The following is a 23,329-nucleotide window of genomic DNA, read 5'->3' as shown; positions in this document are numbered from 1 at the left end:
GCGGGCGCAGGAGCGGAATGATCATAGGGTCTGGCCGGGCAGTCGCCATGGTCGCCCGTGGACGCGGTCCCGACTTGCGGGTGAGGGCGGGCTCCCCCGTCACGGGCGGCACGCGGCGGGCCCGGTGTCAGGTCCGCGCGGTCTGCGGCCGGGTCCGAAAGCTGCCACGCTGGACACGGCCCGACCTCCACGCGTCAGGACGTTTCATGGCACCGATTCGCATTGGACGTAGCGCAGGGACCGACACCGGGGACCGGCCGTGACCGGCCCCACGGTGTCCGGCGGCGACTACGGCAAGGACCTGTTCGAGCCGCAACACCCCGAGGAATCCGAACGCATCGACGCGGCCGCGCTGGTGTACGACCCGTTGACCACACGCCGTCTGCGCGCCCTCGGCGTCGGGCCCGGCAGTCGCTGTCTGGACGTGGGAGCCGGTACCGGGACGGTGGTGCGCTGGCTGCTGGACGAGGCCGGCGCAGCGGAGGTGGTCGCCCTCGACCGGGACACCGGCGGTCTGGAGGGCCCTGCGGACCCTCGGTTGCGGCTGGTCACCGCCGACCTCCGGGACGAGGGCCTGCGGCTGGGCGGCTTCGACCTGATCCACACCAGATTCGTGCTGATGCACCTGCCCGAGCGCCGCCGGCTCATCTCGCGCCTGGCCGGCTGGCTGAATCCGGGCGGCCTGCTGGTGCTCGCCGACGCCGTGGAACTGCCGAACGTCCTGGACACCTCCTCGGCCTACCGGCGGACCATGGACGCCATGTGGCAGGCGCTGCGGTCGACGATCGGCACCGACACGTCCTCGGGTCCGGCGTACCCGCACTTCCTGCGCGAGGAGGGCCTTCAGGACGTGGCGGCGGAACTCGTGTGCCCGCCGCTGGTCGCGGGTGGTCCGCTGGCCCGCTTCTGGTCCGAGACGTGGAACCGGATGCGGCCCGCGCTGGAGGACACCGGGCGGGTGGACTCCGCGGTCATCGACGAGGCCGTGTCCTACCTGGCCTCCCCTCATGCCGCCGAACTCGGCCCCGGCATGGTGATGGCGTGGGGCCGGCGGCCCTGAACCCCCGCGGGGCATCCGGCTCTCGAACCCTGGGCCGGCTCAACGAGCTGCGTCCACACGCCCATTGCAAGGTCCCAAGCCTGCCGGTGGGGCCCCCGGGCACGTCGGGAGGCCCATCGGCAGGTCGAGCGGGGTCAGGGTTGCCGGCGGCCGCGTTCGTGATCACGGCCCCGCCGTAGGAGTAGCCGACGAGGACGATCGGCCCCTTGATCGACCTCAGCCGGGCGGCCAGCTAGTCGGCGTCGCTGGTGAGGCTGCGCAGCGGGTTCGCGGTGGCGACCACGGGATAGCCCTGGGCCTGAAGGCTCTCGCTGATCTCGTTCCAGCCAGAAGCGTCGGCCCCGGATCCCCAACTTCATTTTTCATCGCTGGTGTTGTGCACCGTATGGTTGCGGACATGAGGTTGCTGCGTCTGTCCAAGGCTGCGGAGCGTCTCGGGATGGACCCGATGACGCTTCGTCGGTGGGCGTTGGACGGCAGGATTCCCTTCATGTCGGTCGGTTGTGAGCGCCGGTTCTCCTCGGTTGATGTGGAGAACATGAAGCGCGGCAGACTCTTCAACTTCGCGCCCGCGTGCGGAGTTGCTGTATGTGCGCGTGTCCGGCTCGTCCGGGCGGGAGTCCTCGCTGGAGATGCAGGAGGCCGGGCTGCGGGCCGTTTCGACGGGCGAGGTCGTCAGAATCGTCCAGGATCGTGGCTCGGGTCTGGGTCTGAAGGAGAACCGTCGTGGTTTGAAACGGGTGTTGGCGATGGTAGCTGACGGCTCTGTCACTGTCCTGCGCGTCACGCATGAGGACCGGCCGGCCCGGTTCGATGCGATGCGTGATGCGGAGAACCGTAAGCGGCTGCTGGCCGAGTCCGGCCAGAGCGGCGACAAAGGCGGCGCTGCGTGAGCCGGAAGCTGCCCCTGGCTGAGGGCGAGACCTGCCGCACCGCCTGCGCCCGCGTCCTGATCCGGTCGGGCGTGGATGAGAAGACCGGCGAAGTCCTCACATGTGCCGCTCTGGCGGAACGGGTGGGCTGGTGTGCTGACCTGGTGGCCGGGATGACCGGCGCGCTGCTGGCCGGACACTGGAACACCACTGACGTGGATGAGCTGGCCGGGGGGCAGGACCCGGGCGGCCGGAAGCTGCCGTCAAACGCGTGGATGGCACTGCGCCGCCTGGGCTGGACGGTCTCCTGCAAGGTGAAGGTCAACGATCGGATCGTGCGCATGGCGCAGGAGCAGGCGGGTCGTGCACTGCGGTCGGTAAAGTGGCGCGCCGATCTGGTGGCCGGTGTGCTGTCCGTCTGGCCCGAAGACCCGAAGAAGCGCACCGGCGAGGAGTGGGACGCGGTGCGTGCCGCGATACCGGGCGGCGAGCACCTGCCGTCCAGCATCATCCGTTCCCGCACCCGGCAGATCACCTCCTTCGAGCGCAACCACGGCCGTCGTCCGGTCGACGTGTTCGAGCTGGAACCCACACCACGCGTGGCCCGCTTGTTGCTCCTCGCAGCGTGCGACAGGCAGCAGGCCACCATCGAACGGTCCGCGATCGAGCCGACGAAGGGCCTGCTGCGGCTGCAACTCCCCACTCGGCCAAGCCCGCAGACATACCGTGACTGGACCTGGGTCGAGTGCTCGATCACGCTGCCGCCCACGGTTCCGGCGAACGCGGTGATCCACCTGCCCACCCTGCGCATCGCGGGCGGGAAGGTACGCGCCGATCTCGCCCACACCCACCCAGTGCCCAAGATCCAGCGCACCGGCCACACGGTCGCGCTCGGCGTGGACTGGGGCCTGAACACCCTTCTCAGCGCGGGCGCGGCCAGGATGCAGGACGAGGGACAGATCAGCCATCTCGGGGCAGGCGCGCAGTTCCGGGCCGCTGGTGTGCTGGCCAAGCAGTACCGGCTGCGTCGAATCTCGGAGCGTCTGCACGCCAAGTGCGACCACTACGACCGGCTCGCCGACCCCTCTTTGGACAGCAGAGCGGCGACCCTGGCGGAGGAGATCCGGCGCGTCTCTGCGCGCCGCTCGAACCTCAATGACGCGTTGGCATGGTCTGCCGCTCGCTGGGCAGTGGACCAAGCTGTCGCGGCCAGGGCCACGGTCATCTACCTGGAAGACCTGCGGTCGATGGAAGCCAGTGGCATGGACCGCACCCAGAACACCCGCCTCTCGCAGACGGTGCGCGGGCAGATCGCCGACCACATGCGCCACCTCGCCGCCGAAGTCGGAATGGCCGTAGTCACTGTGCCGCCGCGCAACACCTCCAAGCACTGCCCCGCGTGTCTGACCTCGCTCCGCCACCGCAAGGCACCGGACCGGCCCACCGTGCCGGGCTGGAAGTGGGCCATCTGCCCCGGATGCGGCTGGCAGGGTGACCGGGACCAGGGCGCATGGCGACGTATTGCCGCACGCGGTCTCGCCCACCAGACCAAGACCGTTGTGGACCACACGAGCGGCGCCATGGTGATCCGCACCGTGGTGGACGCGATGGAAGCCAAGTCCGTCATCACGACTCCCCCGAAGGCCCACCGGACGGACCGGTCGAAGACCGGCCCCACCCGGCCACGAGCCACCCGCCTCACGCCCGGGCGACGTGAGGTTCCCTCCCCGACGCGGCCCCTCGGCCGTGCCGGTCAGCGTCCGGAGGGACACGCACCAACGGACCGGACCCGGCTGCCTCGCGCAGCCCACCGGCATCAGAGCGTGACCACGATCAGGACACCCACCACCAGCCGACACCGGCCACGCGGAGCAGCACTGGGCGCGGGATTCCATCTCCACGCTCACGCTTCCCCGCCCAGGTGGGCAGAACCCGCGCCGAATCTCACGGTCCGCGCGGAATCGCTCAGCTGATCAGAGACGCTCCGTGCACCAGCACGACGGTCGGCTTGGTGCCTTCATGCGGTTCGGGATGGCCTCCGCTCTCGGAGGCCAGGGACGGGCCGGCGGATATGAGGGCCGCGGCGGGCAGCAGGACGGCCAGGGACGCGAGCTTGGGCAGTCGAACGGGCTTCAGACCACTCTTCCAGGTCGTGGAGGCTGATTGCTGCCGACACTGCCCGCACGCCATCGCCGAGGCGGCACGGAACTGTCCGACCGGGTGAAGGCTGCCGTCACCGGGCCGGAGCAGTTGCCCGCGGAGCCCGCGCCGGCATGGTCGACGGGCGCGAACACGGCCGCCCGGCACTGTCGTACGCCGCGCCCCCGAAGCCGGGCTCACGACGGCGCAGCGGCCCGGACGGTGTCCGGGCCGCTGCGCCGTACGTCTTGGGAGGTGTGGCCTCCCGGTCGCTCGTGCCTGCTCACTCCGCGTTCGTTCGCCGGCCGGTGCGACCGACTCGCGCCGACCGGTTCGAACGATTCGTGACGGCCGGTCTACTCCTTCACGAAGGCCAGCAGGTCGGGGTTGACCACGTCGGGATGGGTCGCCAGCATGCCGTGCGGCAGCCCGTCGTAGGTCTTCAGGCGGCCGTTCTTCAGAAGCTTGGAGGACAGCGGCGCGGAGTCCTCGTAGGGCACGATCTGGTCGTCCGTGCCGTGCGCGACCAGCACCGGCACTTCGATCTGCTTGAGGTCCTCGGTGAAGTCGGTCTCGGAGAACGCCTTGATGCACAGGTAGTGCGCGTTGGCCGCGCCCTGCATGCCCTGCCGCCACCAGTTGTCGACGACCCCCTGCGACGTCTCGGCGCCGGGACGGTTGTACCCGTAGAAGGGGCCGGACGCCACGTCGATGTAGAACTGCGCCCGGTTGGCGGCCAGCGACTTGCGGAAGCCGTCGAACACCTCGATCGGCAGGCCGCCGGGGTTGGCCTCCGACTTCACCATGATCGGCGGCACCGCCCCCACGAGGATGGCCTTGGCGACCCTGCCCGACTTCGCGCGTGCCACGTACCGCGCGGCTTCGCCGCCACCGGTCGAATGGCCGATGTGGACGGCGTCGTGCAGATTCAGCGCATCGGTGAGCGCCGCCACGTCAGCGGCGTAGGTGTCCATCTCGTGGCCGGTCGCGCTCTGCGTGGAGCGACCGTGCCCCCGCCTGTCGTGGGCGATCACCCGGTAGCCCTGTTCGAGGAAGAACAGCATCTGGTTGTCCCAGTCGTCCGCGCTGAGCGGCCATCCGTGGTGGAACACGATGGGCTGAGCGTCCCGCGGGCCCCAGTCCTTGTAGAAGATGCTTGTGCCGTCGTTCGTGGTGACTGTGCCCATGGAAGATCCCTCCGCTTCACGCCGGATCGAGGCTTGGCCGTGGGTTGCTTCGGTCGGGTCGCGGAGTCGGCGGGCTGTGCCTGTCACCGGCCTCCAGTGCCGCGACCAAGACCTTTCGCGACATTACACCCAAAACGACCAGTGCTCACTTCGACGGCGCGGACCCGCGGCCGAGGCAGTGGCGTGGGCCGAGCCGGGGCTGCGCCCGGCAGCCCTCCGCTCGATCGCACGCCACCTCTCAGTGGCCCCGCAGGCCCGAAACCAGCCGCGCGACGAAGACGACCGCTCCGACCGCCTTGCCGAGGACGACGAGTGTGCGTCCGGCTTCACCATGGACCGCGTCGAAGAGCAGGACGGGACTGGCCACCACGAGGCAAGCGGCCATCGCCAGAACGAGCGCGGACGCGGCAACGTAGACGGACTCCACGGTGGCCTCGTCCCGCTGGGCCTGGGTTCTGCGTCCCCTCATGGGTCGAGTGTTCCCGAGGGACCTGGTCGGCAAGCGGCAAGCCACGCCCGGAAGTTGTCACGCGACCTCTCGGACAGGGGCCCCTCGACGTCCGCCACCCGGAAGTGCCCGTCGGCCCGCCCCCGCGTGACCCGATCGGCCGGCCGGGGCGGGCTTCCGTTCCGGCGGACACCGGCACCCTGGATCACGCAGTGGGACGGCCGCCGACCACAGCCGCGGAGTGCCGGTCCCGCAGGCTGCTCAGCGCAGTCCGGCGAAGAGATCGTTCTCGGGCAGGGCGGCACCCGTGGCGTCCTGGACGCGTACGAAGGTCTCGACGCCCATGAACTCGCCGAACCGCTCCTTGCCCATCCTGAGGAAGAAGATGTTCTCGCCCTGGCTGGCGTGCGCCGCCAGAGCGTCGAACTTCTGGCCGCTGAACGCGGTGGTGTCCACCCACGTGGTGATCTCGTCGTCCGGCAGCCCGATCTTGGCCATCTCGGCGGCCTCGGCGGGATCCGGCTCCGGCATGTCCTCGCCGAACTCGCGCATGATCTCGCCGAACCGCCCCATCATCGAGCGGGGCATCGTCGTCCAGTACACCTTGGGATCCGGCTCGATCATCTCCAGCGCCGCCATCGTGATGCGGTGGGCCTGGATGTGGTCCGGATGACCGTAGAAGCCGTTCTCGTCGTAGGTGACGACCACATCGGGCCTGTAGTGCCGCATGAGTTCCGCGAGCCGGGCGGCGCCCTCCTCCACGGGGGTCTGCCAGAAGGCTCCGGGGGCCTCGTTGCTGGGCCAGCCCATCATCCCGGAGTCGGCGTAGTCCAGCATCTCCAGATCGCTGATCTTCAGCACTTCACAACTGGCCTCGAGTTCCTGACGGCGCATCAGGGCAACGGCGGCCGGGTCGTGTTCGGGGTCGCCCGGCTTGACACCTCCCGGTCCGTCACCGCAGCCGCCGTCGGTACACGTCACCAGCACCGTACGGATTCCTTCGGCCGCGTACCGCGCGAGGACCCCTCCGGTCCCGGTGGCCTCGTCGTCGGGGTGGGCGTGCACTGCCATCAAGGTCAGGGGCCGGTCAGTCATGGAACAGTCCTTCTGCAGAAATCCGTAGCGGTCGGAACGCGCGGCGGGCACACCGCGGAACCGAGGGCCCGATTCCTGTCGGGGCGGCGACCCAGCGGTCCCCGCGCGTGCGGCGCCGGACCCTCGGTCGCTCAACACTGCCGACCGGACCTGCTGTTCCCGGCAAGCGCCGGGAACCATCACAGCGCAGGGCACACGACAGGGCCCCTCGGCACGCCCGGTACGGTTCGCACCGCCGAGCCGCCGAGGGGCCGCCGCCCTCGAGCCGCGTACATGGAGGACCGCCCGGACCGGAGCCTCTCGGACCCCGCTCCCCGGGCGGGCAGGGCCGGCTTCTCAGTAGCTGGCCGTCTGCCCGTTGTACTGGTAGCCGGGTCCCGTGTCGCAGTACGCCTTCACGTACGCGGTCACGCCGGCGTCGTACACGGTGTTCGACCACACGGTGGCATTCGTGGCCCCGAACGCCGGCTTGCGCGAGTACTCCTGGCCGTCCGAGTTCCGGTGGACGGTGACGGTGCAGCCTGCCTGGTCGTAGTCGGTGCCCCAGGCACCTGTCAGGCGCCCCCACACCGTGCGACAACTCGGGCTGTAACGCAGTTCGAGCAGCGGACCGTTCAGCGCGCCGTCGTAACTGCGCTTCAGGCGCGTGGAGTAGATCGTCTGCCCGTCGGAGCCGCACGCCAGGACGTCGGGGTCCTTGTTGTCGCAGTTGGAAGAGGTCCCAGTCTGACCGGAGTACCAGGAGCAGGTGGCCGCCTGGGCGGGTGTCGCCAGACCGAGCCACACTGCGCCCGTCGCCGCCATCAGGGTCAGCGCGCTCATCGCCGCCTTGACACGTACTCGTTGCACGGAATCGCCCCCCATCCGTCATCGTCCGCGGCTGCGGACGGCCGCCATCTTGCCAGCGGGTCACAGCGGACCCCAGACTCTGCGAACAGGCTCGAAGTGCGCAGGCCGCGAGGGAGAATTCGTTGCTCCGGATCCACTTCACCGAGGTCGACCTCGCCCGGACCCGCCTGGCATCCCGGCCCGACCCGCTGTGGGAGATCGCGTCGAGCCTGCACCGCTTCCAGACCCGCCGCGGCAGGTGGGCGTACTCCGGTTGGTACCGGTCGGCGGCACAGCGGCTGACCGAGTCCGGCCTCGCGCCCACGGTCAGGTCCCTGCTGCTCCCCGCCTTCCCGCGCGCGGCCTACTACCCCGACTTCCTGACGCCCCCGGAGGCACAGGAGGGCCTTGCCGCCGGCCTCGACGCGATTCTGGCGACGCCGCGGGACCGGGTGCTCCGGGAGGTGTCGCTGGTCGCGGGCGCGGCCCGCCACCCCTGGCTGCCGCGCCTCGCCGAGCCCGAGCAGCGCAGGACCCTGACCGACGCCTTACGGGCTTACCACGAGGCGGCCGTCAAGCCGTACGAGGAGCTGATGCAGGCCCGCATCGACGCGGACCGGGCCGTGCGCGCCCGCGCCTTCCTCGACGGCGGCGCCGAGGGCCTGCTGGCCAGCCTCGCGCCGCGCATGAGGTGGCGGCCCCCCGTGCTGGAGGTCGAGCACCACATGGTGGGCGGTGACCTGCGCCTGGACGGCAGGGGCCTGATGCTCCTCCCGTCGTACTTCATCTGGCACAGCCCGGTGACGCTCGCGGACCCGGGACTCCCCCCGGTGCTGGTGTACCCCCTGCTCCACAAGGCCCGGCCGGACCCGGAACGCGACGAAGGGCAGCCCGCCCTCGACGTGCTGCTCGGCCGCACACGGACGGCCGTACTGCTCGCGTCCGCGCAGGGCGCGACCTCGACCGAGGCCGCCAGGGCGGCCGGGGTGTCGCCGACGACCGTCAGCTTCCACACCCGCGCGCTGCGCGACGCGGGGCTCATCGCGACCGAGCGCATGGCCGCCCACGTGCTGCACACGCTGACTCCGCTGGGGGCCGCGCTGCTGCGTGGGGCGAGACGTGGCTCCGCGCCCGCTCCGGGCCCAGCCGCTCCCGCCCCGCACACCTCCGCCCCGTGAAGCGACTACGCGCCTCCGCGTCCGCCTGACCCGTGAACGGCCCCGCCGCCCGGCGGACCCTCGGGGCGGTGCCACGACCGGGCCGGCGTCCGGCCGGAGTACCGATGTCGGTGGCGGGCCCTAAGGTGCGCCCCCATGGACGCCGACGATCTTGACCACCGGACCCGCACGCTCTCCGGCTGCATTCCCCCGCACCTGGTCTCGCGACTACTCGAACTCGGCCACACCGACGAGGTCGAGCGCCAGGCCGGTCTCGGGGACTGGTTCTGCGCGCGTGCGCAGGCACAGCTGCTGGGCGGGCGGGGCCGGCAGGCGCAGGCGATGGACGTGCTCGCCCCGTACCTCGCCACGGGCTGGTGGAAGGCCGCCGCGACCGCGGCCGAGCTGCTGGAGGAGTGGGGACGGGCCGACGAGGCGATCGCGCTGGTGCGCCCGCACGCGGAGGCCGAGAAGCGGTCGGCGCTGGAGTTCTTCGCCCGCCTGCTCTCCCGGCACGGACGGGGCGGCGAGGCCTTCGCCCTGCTGAGCCCGCATGTCGAGGACTGGTTCCTGGCCGCCGCGCTGGTCGACGCCGCCGAGAGCGCGGGTTTGGACGAGGAGGCCGCCGCCCTGCTGACCCCGCGCCTCGGCGGGCGGCCGCGCTGCGGCGATCCTTCGTGCACGAACCGCACCACCGAGCCCTTCAACGCAGTCGAGCTGCTCGCCGCGATACGTGAACGCCAGGGCCTCGTCGACGAGGCGGTCGCGCTGCTGCACACCCGGGACACCACCTCGGTCGACAACCGCGACCGACTGGCCGACCTGCTGGCCCGGCACGACCGGATCGAGGAGTTGCGGACGTACGCGGCGGTCGAGCACCACGGCCACGCGGCGGAGCGCCTGGCGGAGGTGCTGGAGGAGCGTGGCGACGTGGAGGGCGCCATCGCGGTCTTCCGGCATCCGGGGGACGCGCAGGCACCCCGCAGCCACGGAGCCGTGCACCTCTCCCGGCTCCTCGCACGGCACGGCCGGGGCGACGAGGCGATCACGGTGATGCGCGCGCTCGTCGACTCGCCGGGCGGCGCGGAGGACTGGCTCGTCGACACGCTGTGCACCCTCTACGCCGAGCAGGGCCGCGCCGAGGAGGGCCTCGCCCACCTCGACACCCTCAAGGCACGCCACGGCGGGGAGGACTGGGACTTCTTCCGGATGCGGCTCCCGCTCCTCAGCGCGTGCGGTCTGCGCGAGGAGGCGATCGCGCAGGCACGGGCCCATCCCGAGGGCACCACCTGGTACGCGGCCCGGCCGCTGGCCGGACTGCTCGCGGACGCCGGCCGCGTGGAGGAGGCCCTCACCGTCCTCGAACAGCATGGCGACGACAACAGCGGCGTCCTGGCCCGGTATCTCCTCGACGCCGGCCGCGTCGAGGACGCCGTGGCCCTGCTTCGGCGGCGCGCGCCCGTGCCGGTCGAGCCGGTACGACCCACTGTCCCCGACGATGTGCCCCCGTTCTGAAGCCGCCTCCCGCGGGCGACGGACGGGCGGCGGACCACGGGCATCCGCACGCGGTCGCCGCAGCGGCCGGGACCCGGCAGGTGCTCGACGCGTTCCGCAGGGCCGTCGGGATCGGGCCGGCGGCCTCGGCCCGGCGGCTCCGCTCCGGCCGGTGCGGATCCACGGACACCCCGCGCGGCGCTGGTACTGCGGCTCGACGACGGGATCGACACCTTGATGGCTGTACATGTCACCGGCGGTCCCCTCACGTGCATGTACGCCGTACGCCATCCCGTCGAGCTGTCACACATCGAACGGGAGACCGCACCGCACAGGTGATGTGCGGGCGGGCCCGGCGTCCGAGCGCCCTTCGGGGCGCGCGCCACCGGCCGGCCCGCGTCGCCCCCCGCCCGTTGGGATAACTTCCAGAGCGCGTACAACCCAAAGGCGGGGTTGTTCGTCATGTGTTTGTCAGTTGTTTCACCAGCTCGTTCCCGGAGGCATGTCCGTGCGCCGTTCCCTTCCCATCGCCATCGCGGTCACCGCTCTCGTGACCGGCGCGGTGTCCTCCACCGGCACGGCCGGGGCCGCTCCCGCCGCGCCCGTACCGGTCACGGACTTCAACGCCGACGGTTATGCGGACCTCGTCCTCACGGCGCCCGCCGCCACCGTCTCCGGCCGGGACGACGCCGGATACGCCACCGTCCTGTACGGATCGGCCGCCGGCACCGACACGGCCCACCCCCAGGTCATCAACAGGGGGACCCCGGGTGTGCCCGGTGACGTCGTGGACTACGACTCCTTCGGCCGGACGAGCGCCGCCCGTGACTTCGACGGCGACGGCTACACGGATCTCGCCATCGGTTCCGAGAACGGTCCGACGTTCATCATGTGGGGCTCCGCGGCGGGCCTCAAGGAGGCTGTCGCCCTGTCGCTCCCCGCGCACAACGGCCCCATGGCCGCCGGTGACGTAAACGGTGACGGGCACGCCGACCTGGTCGTCGGCACCGGCGTGGTGGGCGTGGAGTTCGGCCCGTTCGACCGGTCCGGCGCGTCCGCGTCCCGCACGATCGTCCCGTTCGACGAGGACGACGAGGACGGCCGCTACGACTTCATCGTGGGCGACGTGACCGGTGACGGCGCCGACGACATCGTCACGACCCACGGCTTCGAGGACCACGGCCACGGCACACGCCTGTGGAAGGGCGGCAAGGACAACTCGGTCACCCGCATCCCCGGGTCGATCACCCCGTCCTCGGAGGGTGTGATCGCCGACTTCGACCGCGACGGCTACGGCGACTTCGCCACGTTCAAGTTCGGTACGAGCCACGAGGACATCCCGAACCTCCCGGGCACGGTCGAGATCCGCTTCGGATCGCCCTCCGGCCTGTCCACCCGCACGACGAAGCTCACCCAGAACACCCCGGGAGTGCCCGGCGTCAATGAGACCGGGGACCAGTTCGGCCGCGCGCTGGCCGCGGGCGACGTCACCGGTGACGGCTACCCGGACCTCGCGGTGGGTGTGCCGGGGGAGGCCATCGGGTCGACCCGCGGCGCGGGCAGCGTGGTGCTCCTCAAGGGCGGGCCGAAGGGCCCGACGGGCAGCGGCGCGCTCGCGTTCTCGCAGTCCACGTCCGGTGTTCCGGGCGCCTCGGAGCGGGACGACCAGTTCGGCGAGGAAGTGCTGCTGGCCGATGTGAACAACAACAACCGTGCGGACCTGATCGTCGCCGCCCCGTGGGAGGACGCCCCGCAGGTCGACTCCGGCGCCGCCTGGGTCCTGCGCGGCTCGAAGAACGGCCCGGTCACGAAGAACATCGCGACCTTCAACCCCGCGAGCCTCGGCACGCCGGGCCTGGAGGCCCGGTTCGGCTCGTCCCTCCGCTGAGCCCCGCGGGCGCGGCGGCGGACACTGCCGCGCCCCGCAGCCGGGGTCCGTGCGGGCCCCGGCCGGCACCAGGAGGGGGCGACCCGCGCACGGCGCCGGCCCCCCCGGTCGCGCCGCCCGGAGTCACCGCACGTCGGGTCGGGATCCGGTGGAGTCACGGGCGCCGAACGACCAGGCCTCGATGTCGCGGTAGTGGATCGGTCCGCGGCCGCGCGCGGCGTTGCTGCCGACCAGGTGAAGGCGTTCGGTGGACCATCCGCGACCACTGAACGCGGCGATCCCCTCGGCGATCTCGCCGGCCGATGTCAGGTCGCCGCGGCGTGCGCGGGCCAGCGTCAGATGGGGGCGCAGGGGTCGTTCCACGAACGCGACACCACACTCCCGTACGACTCCGCGCACATCGGCGGAGAGCCGGTACAGCTCGTCGAGGTCGCCGTCGATCCCGCTCCACAGCACACGGTCGTCGAAGCTCCCGCTCCCCCGCATCGCCAGGCCCAGCGGCCGGCGGTCCGCCGCGAGGCCGGCGAGGGCCGACCGCAGCACAGGAACCGTCCCGGACGGCAACTCGCCGAGGAACGCCAGCGTGATGTGCCAGTCCTCGATCCGGTTCCACCGCATGTGCGGGTACGAGTCGTAGGCGGGGCGCAGTTCCTCGGCCAGTTCCCGCTTCGCGTCGTCGGGTGGGGCGAGGGCGACGAACACACGGAGTGTGGCCGGCTGGGTCTGATCGTTCACACCGGACTTCGTACCGCATCCGGGTGGTGGACCCGACGGGCGGGGGCTGTGTCCGCCCGCTTTCGAGCCGCGGACAGGGGCGTCCGGGGCGACCGCCGATCGGGGACTCCTCCGACGGCCGCTCCGGACGCGGGGCCGACCGCTCTCACCGACCGGGTCCGGGCCGCTGCTTCAGATGCTCGACGAGGACCGTGACGTGGCTCCGGTCCGGCTCCTTCGTGGCGGTGAGGAGGGTGACGGCCGAGGCTCTCGCGAGGTCGAGCAGGTGACCGACCGCGGCCGCGTGATCAGGTTCCGCGAGTTCCGCGCGGTAGTGGGCCTCGAATGCCTCGAAGTCGAGTTCCCCTGCGTGATAGGCCTTGCGCAGGCCGCCCGACGGAGCGACGTCCTTGAGCCACTCGTCGAGTTCTGCCCGCTCCTTGGACAGACCGCGCGGCCACAGCCGGTCCACCAGGACCCGTCGGCCGTCGTCCGCCTCGGGCGGTTCGTAGACGCGACGTACACGGAAATCAGCGGCGGAGGTCATCGCTCCCCCTTCTCGGACGGAACCGCGGCCTTCTCTCGGACGGAGTCGCGGCCTTCTCGGACGGATTCGCGTCGGAACGCGGCGCGCGGAGGGCCGTCGCCCCGCATCCTGCCACTGGGGAAGAGCCGGGCTCCGGCCCCTTCCGCGGCGTGGCCGGTGATGTCTAGTCGCGGCCCTTGCCGAGTACCCGGCGGGCCGCCTCGGCCTCGGCCTCGGCCGGGGACAGTTCGTCGAGTACGTCGAGTTCGTCGTCCCCGGCCAGTTCCTGTTCCCAGGCTTCGGCGAGACTCTCCTGCTCCTCGGCCGGTCTGGCGGCCACGCCGGCCCGGTCCTCGGGGCTCAAGGCCGCAAGGAAGCGTCCGACCGTGTCGTCTGGCATGCCGAATCCTCACTTCTGGACGTGTTCCTGGTCGGCCCAGCATCGTCAGTCGGCTCGGCCCGGGCGGACCGACACAGCCGCAAGACACTCGGATGGCCCCGGCCGAGGGCAAGGCCCCGTGACCGCGAGGCGTCCCGCGGTCCGGATGGAAGCCCGGGGCACGACCGCGACCGCGGGTGCGCGGACACGCCCGACCCGCCTCCGGCCGCTTCCCGTACCTCACGATTTGCCACTTCTATTCTTGCCGAGTGTCAAATGTTCCCAAATGGGTCTTTCTGTCGTCGGGACTGGCTCCGCTCCTGTTCATCGGGGGCTGGGTGGTCGCCGCTCGCATGGAGGGGCCGCCCTACAACCCGGTGTCACAGACGATCAGCGTCCTGGCCGCGTACGGAGCAGCGGGCTCCTGGGTGATGACCGGCGCCCTGGTGTCCCTGGGGATCTGCCATCTCCTCACGGCCTGGGGCCTGCGGCCCGCCGCCGTCGCCGGACGTGCCGCGCTGGCGGGCGGGGGCGTGGCCGCGCTCCTCGTGGCCATGATCCCGGCACCGCTCACCGGCGGCTCGCTGCGCCACAGCACCGTGGCGGTCGTCGGGTTCACCCTTCTCGCGGCCTGGCCCGTCCTGGCGGCCAATCGCAGTGGTTCCGCGCCCTGGGCCCTGAGACGTACACCGTCGATCATGGCGACCGCGGTCATACTCGCGGGCGCGGCATGGTTTCTCTTCGAGATCGAACGGCAGGGGGCCGCAGGTGTGGCGGAGCGCTTCGTGACGGGCGTCCAGTCGTTCTGGCCGTTCGTGGTCGTCGCGTCCTGCCTCCAGGATCCGCGCAGATCGAGGGACCAGTCGGCCTGAACGTCGCCGGGCCGTCGCCCGTCCCCCGGTAGCCGCGTGGGCACGACCGACGCGGCCCGGCGCGTCACCCGGGTCCGCCCGAAAGCCGGGGCATGGCCAGGTGCGCGAGGTCGCCCGGCGGCGCGGTGGTCACGGGCCAGAGGGGGGCGGCCGTTCCGTCGGCGAGAGCGGCGGGGGCATCGGTGAGGTTCATGCGGTCCCGCAGGCGTTCGTAGAAGTCCATGGGCCCCAGGCGTACGACGCGCAGTTTGCGGGGTGACGCGTACACGCCGATCCAGTCCCCCGGGTTGAGGACGCCCCGGGGCTGGCCGTCGATGCTGACCGCCGCCTGCCCCGAGCGCTCCAGCACGCGGAGCCCCACGGGTTCGTCGGGGGCGGCGACGACCGAGCGGTTGAACGCCATGTGCGGTGCCACCGGCGTGAAGACGAGTGCCTCGGCGCGCGGCGAGAGCACGGGGCCTCCCGCGGCGAAGCTGTAGGCCGTCGACCCCGTGGGAGTGGCCACGAGCAGCGCGTCGGCCGAGTAGGAGGCGAGCAGCTGGCCCGCGACATAGACCCCGACCGAGACCTGGCGGTCCCTGGCCAGCTTCTCCAGGACCACGTCGTTGAGGGCCGCCACATCGAGCGGGACACCCCATTCGCCGCCCACTTCGCAGTCGGGGCGCACGCTCGGCGGCGGCAGCAGCGGACCGCGGCCGTACTGCATGAAGGTCTCGATGTCCGTGGGCATCTCCAGGCTGTTCGAGGCGCGGATGGTCAGGAGCATGCGCCGCTCTACGTCGATCCGGCTCTCGCGGACGGCGTCCAGCGCCTCGCGCACCATCGTCATGGGGACCTCCGTCAGGAAGCCCACCCGGCCGAGGTCGACCCCGAGCACCAGGGCGTCGATGGGGTTGGCCAGCCGGGCGCCGCGCAGGAACGTACCGTCGCCGCCCAGGGTGACGATGAGGTCCGGATCGCCCGCGGCGGCCACCTCCTGCCGGGCGCTGAGCCGTCCGCGGTCGGTCCACACGTCGATGTCCTTGCACGCGATGTCCTGTTCGGCACACCACACATGGACCCTTCGAGCGGTCTCCACGGCTTCCGGACGTCCGCCGTGCACGACCACGCCCACCCGACTGACCGTCATGTCCATCTCCCGAGAGTCCGGGCCGGCCGGGCACCGGCCGGCGACCCGTCACCCCGCTCCGTCGGCGGTGCCCACGCGTCGGCCGTCGGCCGGTTCGGGGAGGTGACGTGCTCCCATCCTCGCCACGCGGCGCGCCGTGATCCGGCACGCCACGCCGCCGTCCCCCTCGCCGGAACGTCCTGCTCCGCGAAGCCGGCTTCCCCCACGCGCGCGAGGTTCCGCGCCGGCGCGAGGGCCAAGGGGACGGGGCGCCCGTACGTACGGGTGGTCAGCCGAAGTCGGGAATCGGGTGGTCCGGGACGAGGGTGGCCGCGATGCGCTGCGTGATCGTCTGCGCGGTGTGGCCGTCGGGCGTGCTGCGCCCCTTCGTGGTCGAGACCGCGATGGCCACCCGCTCACCGGGAAGGTACGCCTGGGCCGCGGTGTAGCCGAAGAACAGCGGGTGCTGGGAGACCCAGTCGTTCAGGACCAGCAGGCCCATTCCGTAGTGGGTGGCTTCGGTGTTCGCGATGCACACCGTCGCCGGGCACTTCTTGGTCGCCCGGCCCAGGCCCACCGTCCCGGGGTTCAGCATCTCCTGGTAGGCGGACCGGGACAGCAACGCGCCCGATCCGATGCCGGAGGCGGACCGGGCGAGGTCGCAGATGTCGGTGGTCTGCACGGCGCCGGGCGCGGTGGTCCACGAGGGGTTCCAGAAGGACGACTCCTCGTAGGTCCCGCGCTCGGCGGTGAAGGCGTGCAGGACGGGTGTCGGGATGTCCGGCGTGAAGCTGTTGCGGGTCTCGTGCAGGCCGAGCGGGCCCATGACCTTCTGCTGGAGCAGTTCGTCGAGCGGGGTCCCGGTGATCTTCTCCAGCGCGGCACCGAGGAGGACGAAGTTGGCGTGCGAATAGCTCCAGTTGGTGCCCGGCTCGTACCACAGGGGCCTGCTGGTCGAGATCGCCACGAGTTCCTCGGCCGTCCACTGGCGGAACGGGTCCTCGGCGACGGCGTCTCCGAAGCCCGGAGCCGTGACGTAGTCGACGAGCCCGGAGGTCGAGGCGCCGAGCATGCGCAGGGTGATCCTGTCCCCCAGTCCGTGCGGGAGGTCCGGCAGCCAGCGCCCGACGGGGTCATCGAGCCCGACCCTGCCCTCGTCGACCAGCCGCAGGAGTGCCGTCCCCATGTAGCTGATGGCCACATTGCCGTTGCGGAAGTGCATGGCCGGGTCGGCCGGCACGCCCGTCATCGATTCGCCGAGCGCGGTGGTGACGACCTCGCGGCCGTCGACGGTGACCCGCAGGATGACCGACTTGAGGTCCATCTCCTTCTTGGCCTGCTCGGCGATGCGCAGGATGTCGCGTGCCGGACCGCGGTCGGGCACCCGGGAACTGACGCAGGAGCGGCGGTGACCGTCGTTCGTCGCGGCGCCGGCGGCCGCGGTGGGGGCCCCGAGGGCGATCAGGGCGGTGACTGCGGTGAGACGCAGTAGGAAAATCGCACGAGTGGGTCGCATGATCGGCAGTATTCGGCCCGCGGTGCTCAGCGGTCGGCCCGGCGCCGCGCGACCCGCGAGAACATCACCCGGAGGGCTGCCCGCGGCCCGTGCGGCCTCCCGGGGGAGCCGTCGTCGTGGCGGGCAGTCGGGCCGCGCTCCGGGGCGGCCCGCCGGTGCCGGTGCGGCGAGGTCGGTGCCGTACCTGGTCGATAGGTGCGGCGAGGTGTCCCGTACCGGTGGCGTAGCCTGCGGCGGGCTGCGCGAACGAATCGGTTCGGCCGTCCCCGGCGAGGCCGCCCGTGTCGCCGCGGCCGTACGACGGCGGGCACCCGCTCGGAGCCTGGCGGAAGGCGCTGATCACGCAGACTCACCCGGCCCAGGGCTGCGGGCCGACGGTCGACGGCCCACCGCTCACGGCCCACGGCAGCGCACTCGGCGAGGTCGCGCGGATGCAGCGCGTGGACGGCAGCCGCGGAGCCTCGCGCACGGGCGCCCGCCGCCGGTTGCCGATCCGCATCCGTACCCTTGCAGCATGCGCATGCGCCCCACTCTGAGCTGGACCCCCACCGACGACTCGCTGCCGGGCACCACGGATCTCGGGCCGGTGACCGACGCGCTCGGCACCGGCGGCGTACTGGTGCTGAGCGGGGCGGGCATCTCCACGGAGTCGGGCATCCCCGACTACCGGGGTGAGAGCGGGAGCCTGAGCCGGCACACCCCGATGACCTACCAGGACTTCACCGCGAGCACGGGGGCCAGGCGGCGGTACTGGGCGCGCAGCCACCTGGGCTGGCGCACCTTCGGCCGCGCGCGCCCCAACGACGGGCACCGGGCGGTCACCGTATTCGGACGGCACGGACTGCTCTCCGGGGTCATCACCCAGAACGTCGACGGTCTGCACCAGGCGGCCGGCAGCGACGGCGTCGTGGAACTCCACGGAAGCCTGGACCGGGTCGTCTGCCTCTCCTGCGGCGCCGTGAGCAGCCGCCGCGAACTCGCCGTACGCCTCGACGAGGCCAACCCGGGCTTCGATCCGTCGACCGGGACGATCAATCCGGACGGTGACGCCGACCTCACCGACGAACAGGTCGGGGACTTCCGCGTGATGCCGTGCACGGCCTGCGGCGGCATCCTCAAGCCGGACGTGGTGTTCTTCGGCGAATCCGTTCCGCCGGCACGGGTCGAGCACTGCCGCCGACTGGTCGGCGAGGCGGCCTCCCTGCTGGTCCTGGGCTCGTCGCTGACCGTGATGTCAGGGCTGCGGTTCGTCCGGCAGGCGGCCCAGGCCGGGAAGCCGGTACTGATCGTCAACCGGGACCCGACCCGGGGCGACCGGCATGCCCTCACCCGGATCGCCCTCCCCCTGGGAACGGCCCTCACCACCGTGGCCGGACACCTGGACATCCCGCTCGACGGGACCACCGCCGGAGCGGGCATCTGACGGAGCCGGGAGCGGCACCGGAGTCCGTCGAGTCCGCCACGGCCCTGCGGGTGCCTGTCGCCAGGGCTCCGGCAGTCCCTGGCCGGGGGCCCGGGCCGGGACGGGGGTGCCGTCGCCGCCCGGGCCCGTCAGGTCAGTCGCCGGTCCTCGGCAGGAGCGACACCATCGTGGTTCCGTTGCGGGCCACCAGTACGTCCTCGTAGAGCAGGACCTGGGGCGAGTCCGCGAGGCGGAACTTCGTCCGGCCCATGTCCACGTGAGCCCGCCAGACCCGCTCCCCCGTGCGCAGGTCGAGGCCGGACAGATCGCCTGTCGGGCTGAAGAAGTACACGATCCCCCGCTCCTCCGACACCGCGGGGGGCGCGATGCCCGTCAGCGTCTCCTCGTCGGGCATCGAGACGCCGACCGGAGCGGTCCACAGAGTCTTCCCCGTGGACAGCGAGGCGACCGAGGCCTCCCCCTTCCAGGACACGGAGATCAGCAGGTCACCGACGACGTTCCGGTTGGCCACCTGCCCCTCGGTCCGGTAGGTGTGCGAGCTCTGCTTCCCCGAACCGCTGACCGTTGTCACCCGGAGGTCCCGGTCGGCGTCGGCCTTCAGCCCGCCGAGGACCATCCGGTCGCCCGATGTCCCGATGAGCGCCTGCCTGCCGGGCACGGTCGTGACCTTCTCGGCGCTTCCGGTGACCGGATCGAGCCGGAACACGTCGGTGTCGTGAGCCTTCTCGGTGTCCGGCGTGCACGCGAGGTGGGGGACACCGCTCAGGACCGCCCTCTGACAGACGATTCCCTTGTCCCACGTGTGGCGCCACTTCTCCTCGCCGGTCAGCGGATCGAGGGCCGACATCGTGCGCAGCGACGGGGTGTTCGCCCAGATCGCGCCGTTGATCAGCATGGCGGCCTGGTCGCCGCGGTCGTCCTGCGGCATCCGGACCGACCACCGGACGTCGCCGGTGCCGGCGTCCAGGGCCATCAGATCCGTGCCGCCCATGTAGTCACCGCCCGGCTCGTTCCGCGCGGTGTGGTTGCGGTAGGCGAAGACCACACCGTCGCGCGCGGCGAACGGGTGGTCGGGGCCGTCGCCCTCACGATTGACCTCGACCGTCCACAGCCGCTCGCCTGTGTTCGCGTCGAACTTCGCCGCGTCGAAGTCGGACCCGCCGCAGTAGAGCGAGGACCCGTCCGCCAGGCAGCCGCGCTCGCTGACACCCGGGACGTCGCTGTGCCACGGCTTCCAGCCCTGCGGCGACACCGCCGGCCGTACCGGACGGTCCTGCTCCGCCGCGCCGCCGCCCCCGAGGCCGAACACCACGCCCGCGGAGAGCGCCGCGACGGCCACCGCCGCCCCCGCCGCCTGGGAGAAGCGGCGTCTGCTGCGTCGCCGTACGACCTGCTCCGCCAGGTCCCCCGGTGCCCGCACCCGGTCGAGGGCCACCGAGTGGAGCGTCTCCCTGACCTTGTCCTCCATCTGCTCGGTCGTCATCCCTGCATCCCCTTCGACGAGTAGCTGAGCGGCCGTACCTGTTCCGTCCGCCCTTCCGGTCCCAGCTCGGGTACGAGCACCCGCAGCTTCGCGAGCGACCGGTGCGCCGTACTGCGTACGGTGCCGACCGGGCACCTCAGCAGCGCCGCGACCTCGGCCTCCGGCAGGTCCTCGAAGTAGCGCAGGACGACCACGGCCCGCTGCCTCTTCGTCAGGCGGCCGAGCGCCGCCCACAGCGCGATCCGCAGCTCGGAGTCGGAGTCGCCTCCGGTCCCACCGTCGGACTCGGGCAGCACGGGCACGGTCGTCTCGGCCCGGTGCCTGCGCAAACGCCAGCGGTTGACCTGCTGGCGGTACAGGATCCGGCGGACGTACGCCTCGGGCTGCTGGATGTGCGCCCAGCGCCCGTACGCCTTCATCAAGGCGATCTGCAGCAGGTCTTCCGCGGCATGTCTGTCCCCGCCAGTGAGCAGCACCGCGAGTTGCAGCAGCGCGGTGGAGCGCATGGCTACGAAATCCCGGAACTCGTCGTGATTCGACGGCTTCATCAACCCTCCCCTTCTTCGCAACCATCACGACGCGACGGGCCGCCCGCCGCTATCCATCGGCGGACGAGATTTCTGTGTTCACCCGGGCCGGCGGCGGCCACGGTCCCGGACGGGGACTTCGGCGCGGGACGCGATTCACCGGAACCGGCCCGCCGGGCCCATGTCCTGCCGCAGGAGTACGGCTTCGGCTCGTGCGGAACGTCGTTGACTCCGCCTCCGCCGAGTGGACTGGGACAGGCGTGCGGTTCCCGGCGCACCGCGTGCTGGTCCGGAGGACATGGCCCAGGGGGACCGAATTCGCGGCAACGCCGTTGACCGGCGGGTTTCGTAGGCAAACCGTTGTCGGCGCGTCGTTGCCCGGCGAGCCCGCCACCCGCATCCTGACGGTTCGGCACGATCATGATGAACAGAACGAAGGCTTCCCGCACATGCAGCAGCTCCCAGAACTCGACAAGCACTCGCTCAGTGGCCTCGGCAACCCGGATCGGTGGGCCAAGTTCCGCGGGCTCACCTGGTGGCAGACGGTCCTCTCGGTCGCGCCGATGCTCCTGATGGTGCTCGGTGGGGCGATAGGCGGAGTCATGGCAACTCTGGGCCTCTTCGCAAACCTCTCCATCGCCCGCAAGCCGCTCGGGACGCCGGTCAAGCTCCTGGCGATGCTGGGCGTGGTCTTCGCCTCTTGTCTGAGTTACATCCTCGTCGTGGGCTACATCCGCCACCTGTTCCAGTAGGACTCCGTCAGGTCTGTCTCGACCTTGGCTTTGAGTGTGACCTGCTGGGCAGGGGTCGGTGGCAGGTGGCGCAGACTCCGGTCCAGCACCTCAGCACGTCCTGGAGGACGTCGAGGATCTGGTGGAGAGTGAGGCCGGTCCGGGCGTTTTTGGAGCCAGGCGCTGTTCGGTGAGGAAGGCGTGAGCGTTGGTGCCGTAGGCGGCGTCGGCCACCACGACCGGCGGCTTCATGCCCCAGCCGGCGAGCGTGTCGAGCATGTCCAGGGCCGGGCGCCACTTCTCGCGGTGCGTGACCTCGGGCGGGATGCGGGCGAGGGCCCTGCGCGCGGTGTCCGACGCCCACTCCACGGGCAGGAACAGGCGCCATCGCAGCGGGCAGGACGCGGTATCGGCCGCGGCGTGGACGCTGACCGCGACCTGGCAGTTCGCCCTCTTGCCCGGGGCCCCGCAGTACTGCGGAGCCACCCCGGCCGACATCCGGCCGTCGTCCTACTAGGCTGGTCCGGCCGCGCCGGCTGCTCGCCTTGTCGTGCGGCGTGGTCCGGGGAGGACACCGATGACCGACCGCGCGCGTGTGCCCCGTGCCGTCGCCGCGCTTGCGGACCCGGCACGGTTGGCTCTCGAGTTTCGTCATGGCGGCCCGTTGATGGACCCGACCATGGCAGGTGTGCAGATCTGGCAGGTGTCCATCACGGCCGACGGTCGACCGGTGGGCAGCCTGCGGGCAGCCCGGGGACTGTGGTGGAAAGCCGTCGAACTGCGCGAGCGGCTCACCGACGAAGGGCACTTCCTCGCCGAGGTGGCACAGCAACTCATGGAGCCCGACGGTTCGTTCACCAGTGACTTCGACGAACTGGTCCGCGAGCCCGACCGCCTGCTGATCCTCGACCGGTGCCGGATGACGCCGCCCTGGGACGACGCCCTGACCGTGGCCGCAGTGGTCACCGCCGTCGTCGACCGGCTCACCGACCACCACTTCGTCGTGGTCCTCCCTCGCGGCGGCGCATCCGACAACGCCGGCACCCGTCTGCTCGAGCAGGCCGGAAGAGTGCTGGACGCCGTCGAGTTCACCGACCGACTACTGGTGGCCGACACTTCGACGGGCCCGTTCGAGGCGGCCGCGTGCCGGGTCCGGGACCGCCTGATCGACCGGTTCCGGCACGGCGGCGTCGACCGCGACGACCTCGCCGAGGAGGACTGGCTCGAGAACAGCGAGTACCGGGAACTCACCCCCCGCACGGCAGCCCTGCTCCGGCTGTCCCTGGAGCAACTCTCCACGGAGGCATGGCGGGAGGCCGCCGCTCTGGGCGACGAACCGCTGCCCCACGGGACCGGCGGCCTCTTCGGCTCCCTGCCGCCGGTCACCATGAGCCGGGACGGCGCATGGCGTCGGCGGATGGCGCGAGCCTTCGACGACCTGGCCGAGGACCTCGACCGCGGTCATGCCGTCCCGCACTGCCAGGGTGAGGAGGCGGCCCTCCACCTGGGCATCCGCCGGGCGCAGTCCATCCACCGCAACCGGCCCCGCCTGCTCGCCCGGGCCGAGGAAGGGCTCCCCGCCGCCGCCCGTGACTACGACTGGCACGCCTGCGCCGACCTGCTGTTCGACGAACGCCACGACGTACAACGGCTGTTCACCCTCACCGCACCACCGCAGAGCGCCGGGGACAGCGGCAACGACACCGACAGCTCGGACACCGCCGACGCGGCGCACCTCGACTGGTTCGCGGCGTTCGACGAGAACCGCACGCGCGACCCCGCCCGGGGCCACCGCCGTCCCTGACAGCCGTCCCGAGCGAGCGCGACACCGCACCTCACACCGCCGCCAGGACCGCGGCCGGGTCCCGGGCAGCTCCGAGGG

Annotated in this window: 21 protein-coding genes and 2 pseudogenes; 10 read left to right on the top strand and 13 right to left on the bottom strand. The window is 71.7% G+C overall.

Translation table 11 applies throughout. The features are described 5' to 3' along the window. The first annotated feature begins 259 nt into the window (after window positions 1-259). Window positions 260-1,060, top strand: a complete 801-nt coding sequence (locus IE265_RS34365) for a class I SAM-dependent methyltransferase (protein ID WP_190039689.1) — start codon at window positions 260-262, stop codon at window positions 1,058-1,060. Between the two features lie 133 nt (window positions 1,061-1,193). On the opposite strand, the pseudogene IE265_RS38770 reads toward IE265_RS34365, so the two are convergent. Further along, window positions 1,194-1,376 (bottom strand): annotated as a pseudogene (locus IE265_RS38770) (alpha/beta fold hydrolase); the annotation flags it as partial. A gap of 274 nt (window positions 1,377-1,650) precedes the next feature. Here IE265_RS38770 and IE265_RS34360 point away from each other — a divergent pair. Both IE265_RS34360 and IE265_RS34355 read left to right on the top strand, forming a co-directional pair. Further along, the gene (locus IE265_RS34360; RefSeq protein WP_229916864.1) at window positions 1,651-1,953 is read left to right on the top strand and encodes a recombinase family protein; all 303 of its coding nucleotides are present in this window, start codon (window positions 1,651-1,653) and stop codon (window positions 1,951-1,953) included. After that, window positions 1,950-3,905, top strand: a complete 1,956-nt coding sequence (locus IE265_RS34355; protein WP_190039687.1) for a zinc ribbon domain-containing protein — start codon at window positions 1,950-1,952, stop codon at window positions 3,903-3,905. Before IE265_RS34360 ends, IE265_RS34355 begins: the two co-directional genes overlap by 4 nt. 522 nt (window positions 3,906-4,427) lie before the next feature. On the opposite strand, the gene IE265_RS34350 is transcribed toward IE265_RS34355, so the two are convergent. The 4 genes from IE265_RS34350 to IE265_RS34335 all read right to left on the bottom strand — a co-directional run bounded on the left by IE265_RS34350 (window position 4,428) and on the right by IE265_RS34335 (window position 7,650). Continuing rightward, window positions 4,428-5,258, bottom strand: coding sequence for an alpha/beta fold hydrolase (locus IE265_RS34350; protein ID WP_190039686.1), 831 nt, complete (start codon window positions 5,256-5,258; stop codon window positions 4,428-4,430). Window positions 5,259-5,496: 238 nt separating this feature from the next. Continuing rightward, window positions 5,497-5,727: a DUF6332 family protein gene (locus tag IE265_RS34345; RefSeq protein ID WP_190039685.1), complete on the bottom strand. Its 231-nt coding sequence runs from the start codon at window positions 5,725-5,727 to the stop codon at window positions 5,497-5,499. A 240-nt stretch (window positions 5,728-5,967) separates the two neighbouring features. Continuing rightward, the gene (locus IE265_RS34340; RefSeq protein WP_190039684.1) at window positions 5,968-6,801 is read right to left on the bottom strand and encodes a PIG-L family deacetylase; all 834 of its coding nucleotides are present in this window, start codon (window positions 6,799-6,801) and stop codon (window positions 5,968-5,970) included. A gap of 336 nt (window positions 6,802-7,137) precedes the next feature. After that, the gene (locus IE265_RS34335; RefSeq protein ID WP_190039683.1) at window positions 7,138-7,650 is read right to left on the bottom strand and encodes a DUF2690 domain-containing protein; all 513 of its coding nucleotides are present in this window, start codon (window positions 7,648-7,650) and stop codon (window positions 7,138-7,140) included. 122 nt (window positions 7,651-7,772) lie between these two features. Between IE265_RS34335 and IE265_RS34330 the strand changes: the two genes are divergently transcribed. From IE265_RS34330 to IE265_RS34320, 3 genes are all read left to right on the top strand, one after another. Beyond that, entirely contained in the window at window positions 7,773-8,807 is a 1,035-nt protein-coding gene (locus tag IE265_RS34330) for an ArsR/SmtB family transcription factor (protein ID WP_190039682.1), read from the top strand. 135 nt (window positions 8,808-8,942) lie between these two features. Then, on the top strand, window positions 8,943-10,301 hold the full coding sequence (locus tag IE265_RS34325) for a tetratricopeptide repeat protein (protein ID WP_190039681.1): 1,359 nt from the start codon (window positions 8,943-8,945) through the stop codon (window positions 10,299-10,301). 481 nt (window positions 10,302-10,782) lie between these two features. Next, entirely contained in the window at window positions 10,783-12,168 is a 1,386-nt protein-coding gene (locus IE265_RS34320) for an FG-GAP and VCBS repeat-containing protein (protein WP_190039680.1), read from the top strand. 123 nt (window positions 12,169-12,291) lie between these two features. On the opposite strand, the gene thpR is transcribed toward IE265_RS34320, so the two are convergent. The 3 genes from thpR to IE265_RS34305 form a co-directional block, all read right to left on the bottom strand. Beyond that, complete coding sequence (gene thpR, locus IE265_RS34315) at window positions 12,292-12,903, bottom strand: RNA 2',3'-cyclic phosphodiesterase (protein WP_190039679.1); 612 nt, start codon at window positions 12,901-12,903, stop codon at window positions 12,292-12,294. Window positions 12,904-13,048: 145 nt separating this feature from the next. Next, window positions 13,049-13,429 carry a DUF488 domain-containing protein gene (locus IE265_RS34310; protein WP_190039678.1) on the bottom strand — a complete coding sequence of 127 codons (381 nt, stop codon included), beginning with the start codon at window positions 13,427-13,429 and terminating at the stop codon, window positions 13,049-13,051. A gap of 163 nt (window positions 13,430-13,592) precedes the next feature. Continuing rightward, on the bottom strand, window positions 13,593-13,808 hold the full coding sequence (locus IE265_RS34305; protein ID WP_190039677.1) for a hypothetical protein: 216 nt from the start codon (window positions 13,806-13,808) through the stop codon (window positions 13,593-13,595). Window positions 13,809-14,056: 248 nt separating this feature from the next. Between IE265_RS34305 and IE265_RS34300 the strand changes: the two genes are divergently transcribed. Next, entirely contained in the window at window positions 14,057-14,659 is a 603-nt protein-coding gene (locus IE265_RS34300; RefSeq protein ID WP_190039676.1) for a DUF998 domain-containing protein, read from the top strand. 64 nt (window positions 14,660-14,723) lie between these two features. Here IE265_RS34300 and IE265_RS34295 read toward each other — a convergent pair whose 3' ends face one another. Together IE265_RS34295 and IE265_RS34290 are read right to left on the bottom strand one after the other, a co-directional pair. Then, a complete protein-coding gene (locus tag IE265_RS34295; RefSeq protein ID WP_190039675.1) occupies window positions 14,724-15,788 on the bottom strand; it encodes an NAD(+)/NADH kinase in 1,065 nt (354 codons plus the stop codon). A 268-nt stretch (window positions 15,789-16,056) separates the two neighbouring features. Further along, window positions 16,057-17,283, bottom strand: coding sequence for a serine hydrolase domain-containing protein (locus tag IE265_RS34290; protein WP_190039674.1), 1,227 nt, complete (start codon window positions 17,281-17,283; stop codon window positions 16,057-16,059). Between the two features lie 514 nt (window positions 17,284-17,797). Here IE265_RS34290 and IE265_RS34285 point away from each other — a divergent pair. After that, the gene (locus tag IE265_RS34285) at window positions 17,798-18,706 is read left to right on the top strand and encodes an NAD-dependent protein deacetylase (RefSeq protein WP_190039673.1); all 909 of its coding nucleotides are present in this window, start codon (window positions 17,798-17,800) and stop codon (window positions 18,704-18,706) included. A 133-nt stretch (window positions 18,707-18,839) separates the two neighbouring features. On the opposite strand, the gene IE265_RS34280 is transcribed toward IE265_RS34285, so the two are convergent. Both IE265_RS34280 and IE265_RS34275 read right to left on the bottom strand, forming a co-directional pair. Next, window positions 18,840-20,189 (bottom strand): outer membrane protein assembly factor BamB family protein, encoded by a 1,350-nt coding sequence (locus tag IE265_RS34280; protein ID WP_190039672.1) that lies wholly within the window; start codon window positions 20,187-20,189, stop codon window positions 18,840-18,842. Continuing rightward, window positions 20,186-20,737 (bottom strand): SigE family RNA polymerase sigma factor, encoded by a 552-nt coding sequence (locus tag IE265_RS34275; protein ID WP_190039671.1) that lies wholly within the window; start codon window positions 20,735-20,737, stop codon window positions 20,186-20,188. Before IE265_RS34275 ends, IE265_RS34280 begins: the two co-directional genes overlap by 4 nt. A gap of 428 nt (window positions 20,738-21,165) precedes the next feature. Between IE265_RS34275 and IE265_RS34270 the strand changes: the two genes are divergently transcribed. After that, entirely contained in the window at window positions 21,166-21,468 is a 303-nt protein-coding gene (locus IE265_RS34270; protein WP_190039670.1) for a hypothetical protein, read from the top strand. 183 nt (window positions 21,469-21,651) lie between these two features. Here the strand turns inward: IE265_RS34270 and IE265_RS34265 are convergent. Next, window positions 21,652-21,954: pseudogene (locus IE265_RS34265) on the bottom strand (transposase); the annotation flags it as partial. 172 nt (window positions 21,955-22,126) lie between these two features. On the opposite strand from IE265_RS34265, the gene IE265_RS34260 reads away from it, so the two are divergent. Beyond that, window positions 22,127-23,251 carry a hypothetical protein gene (locus IE265_RS34260; protein WP_190039669.1) on the top strand — a complete coding sequence of 375 codons (1,125 nt, stop codon included), beginning with the start codon at window positions 22,127-22,129 and terminating at the stop codon, window positions 23,249-23,251. Window positions 23,252-23,329 lie beyond the last annotated feature (78 nt).

Source organism: Streptomyces fructofermentans (genome assembly GCF_014651055.1).
Taxonomy (GTDB): domain Bacteria; phylum Actinomycetota; class Actinomycetes; order Streptomycetales; family Streptomycetaceae; genus Streptomyces; species Streptomyces fructofermentans.
This window is presented reverse-complemented; position numbering and strand designations above follow the sequence as displayed.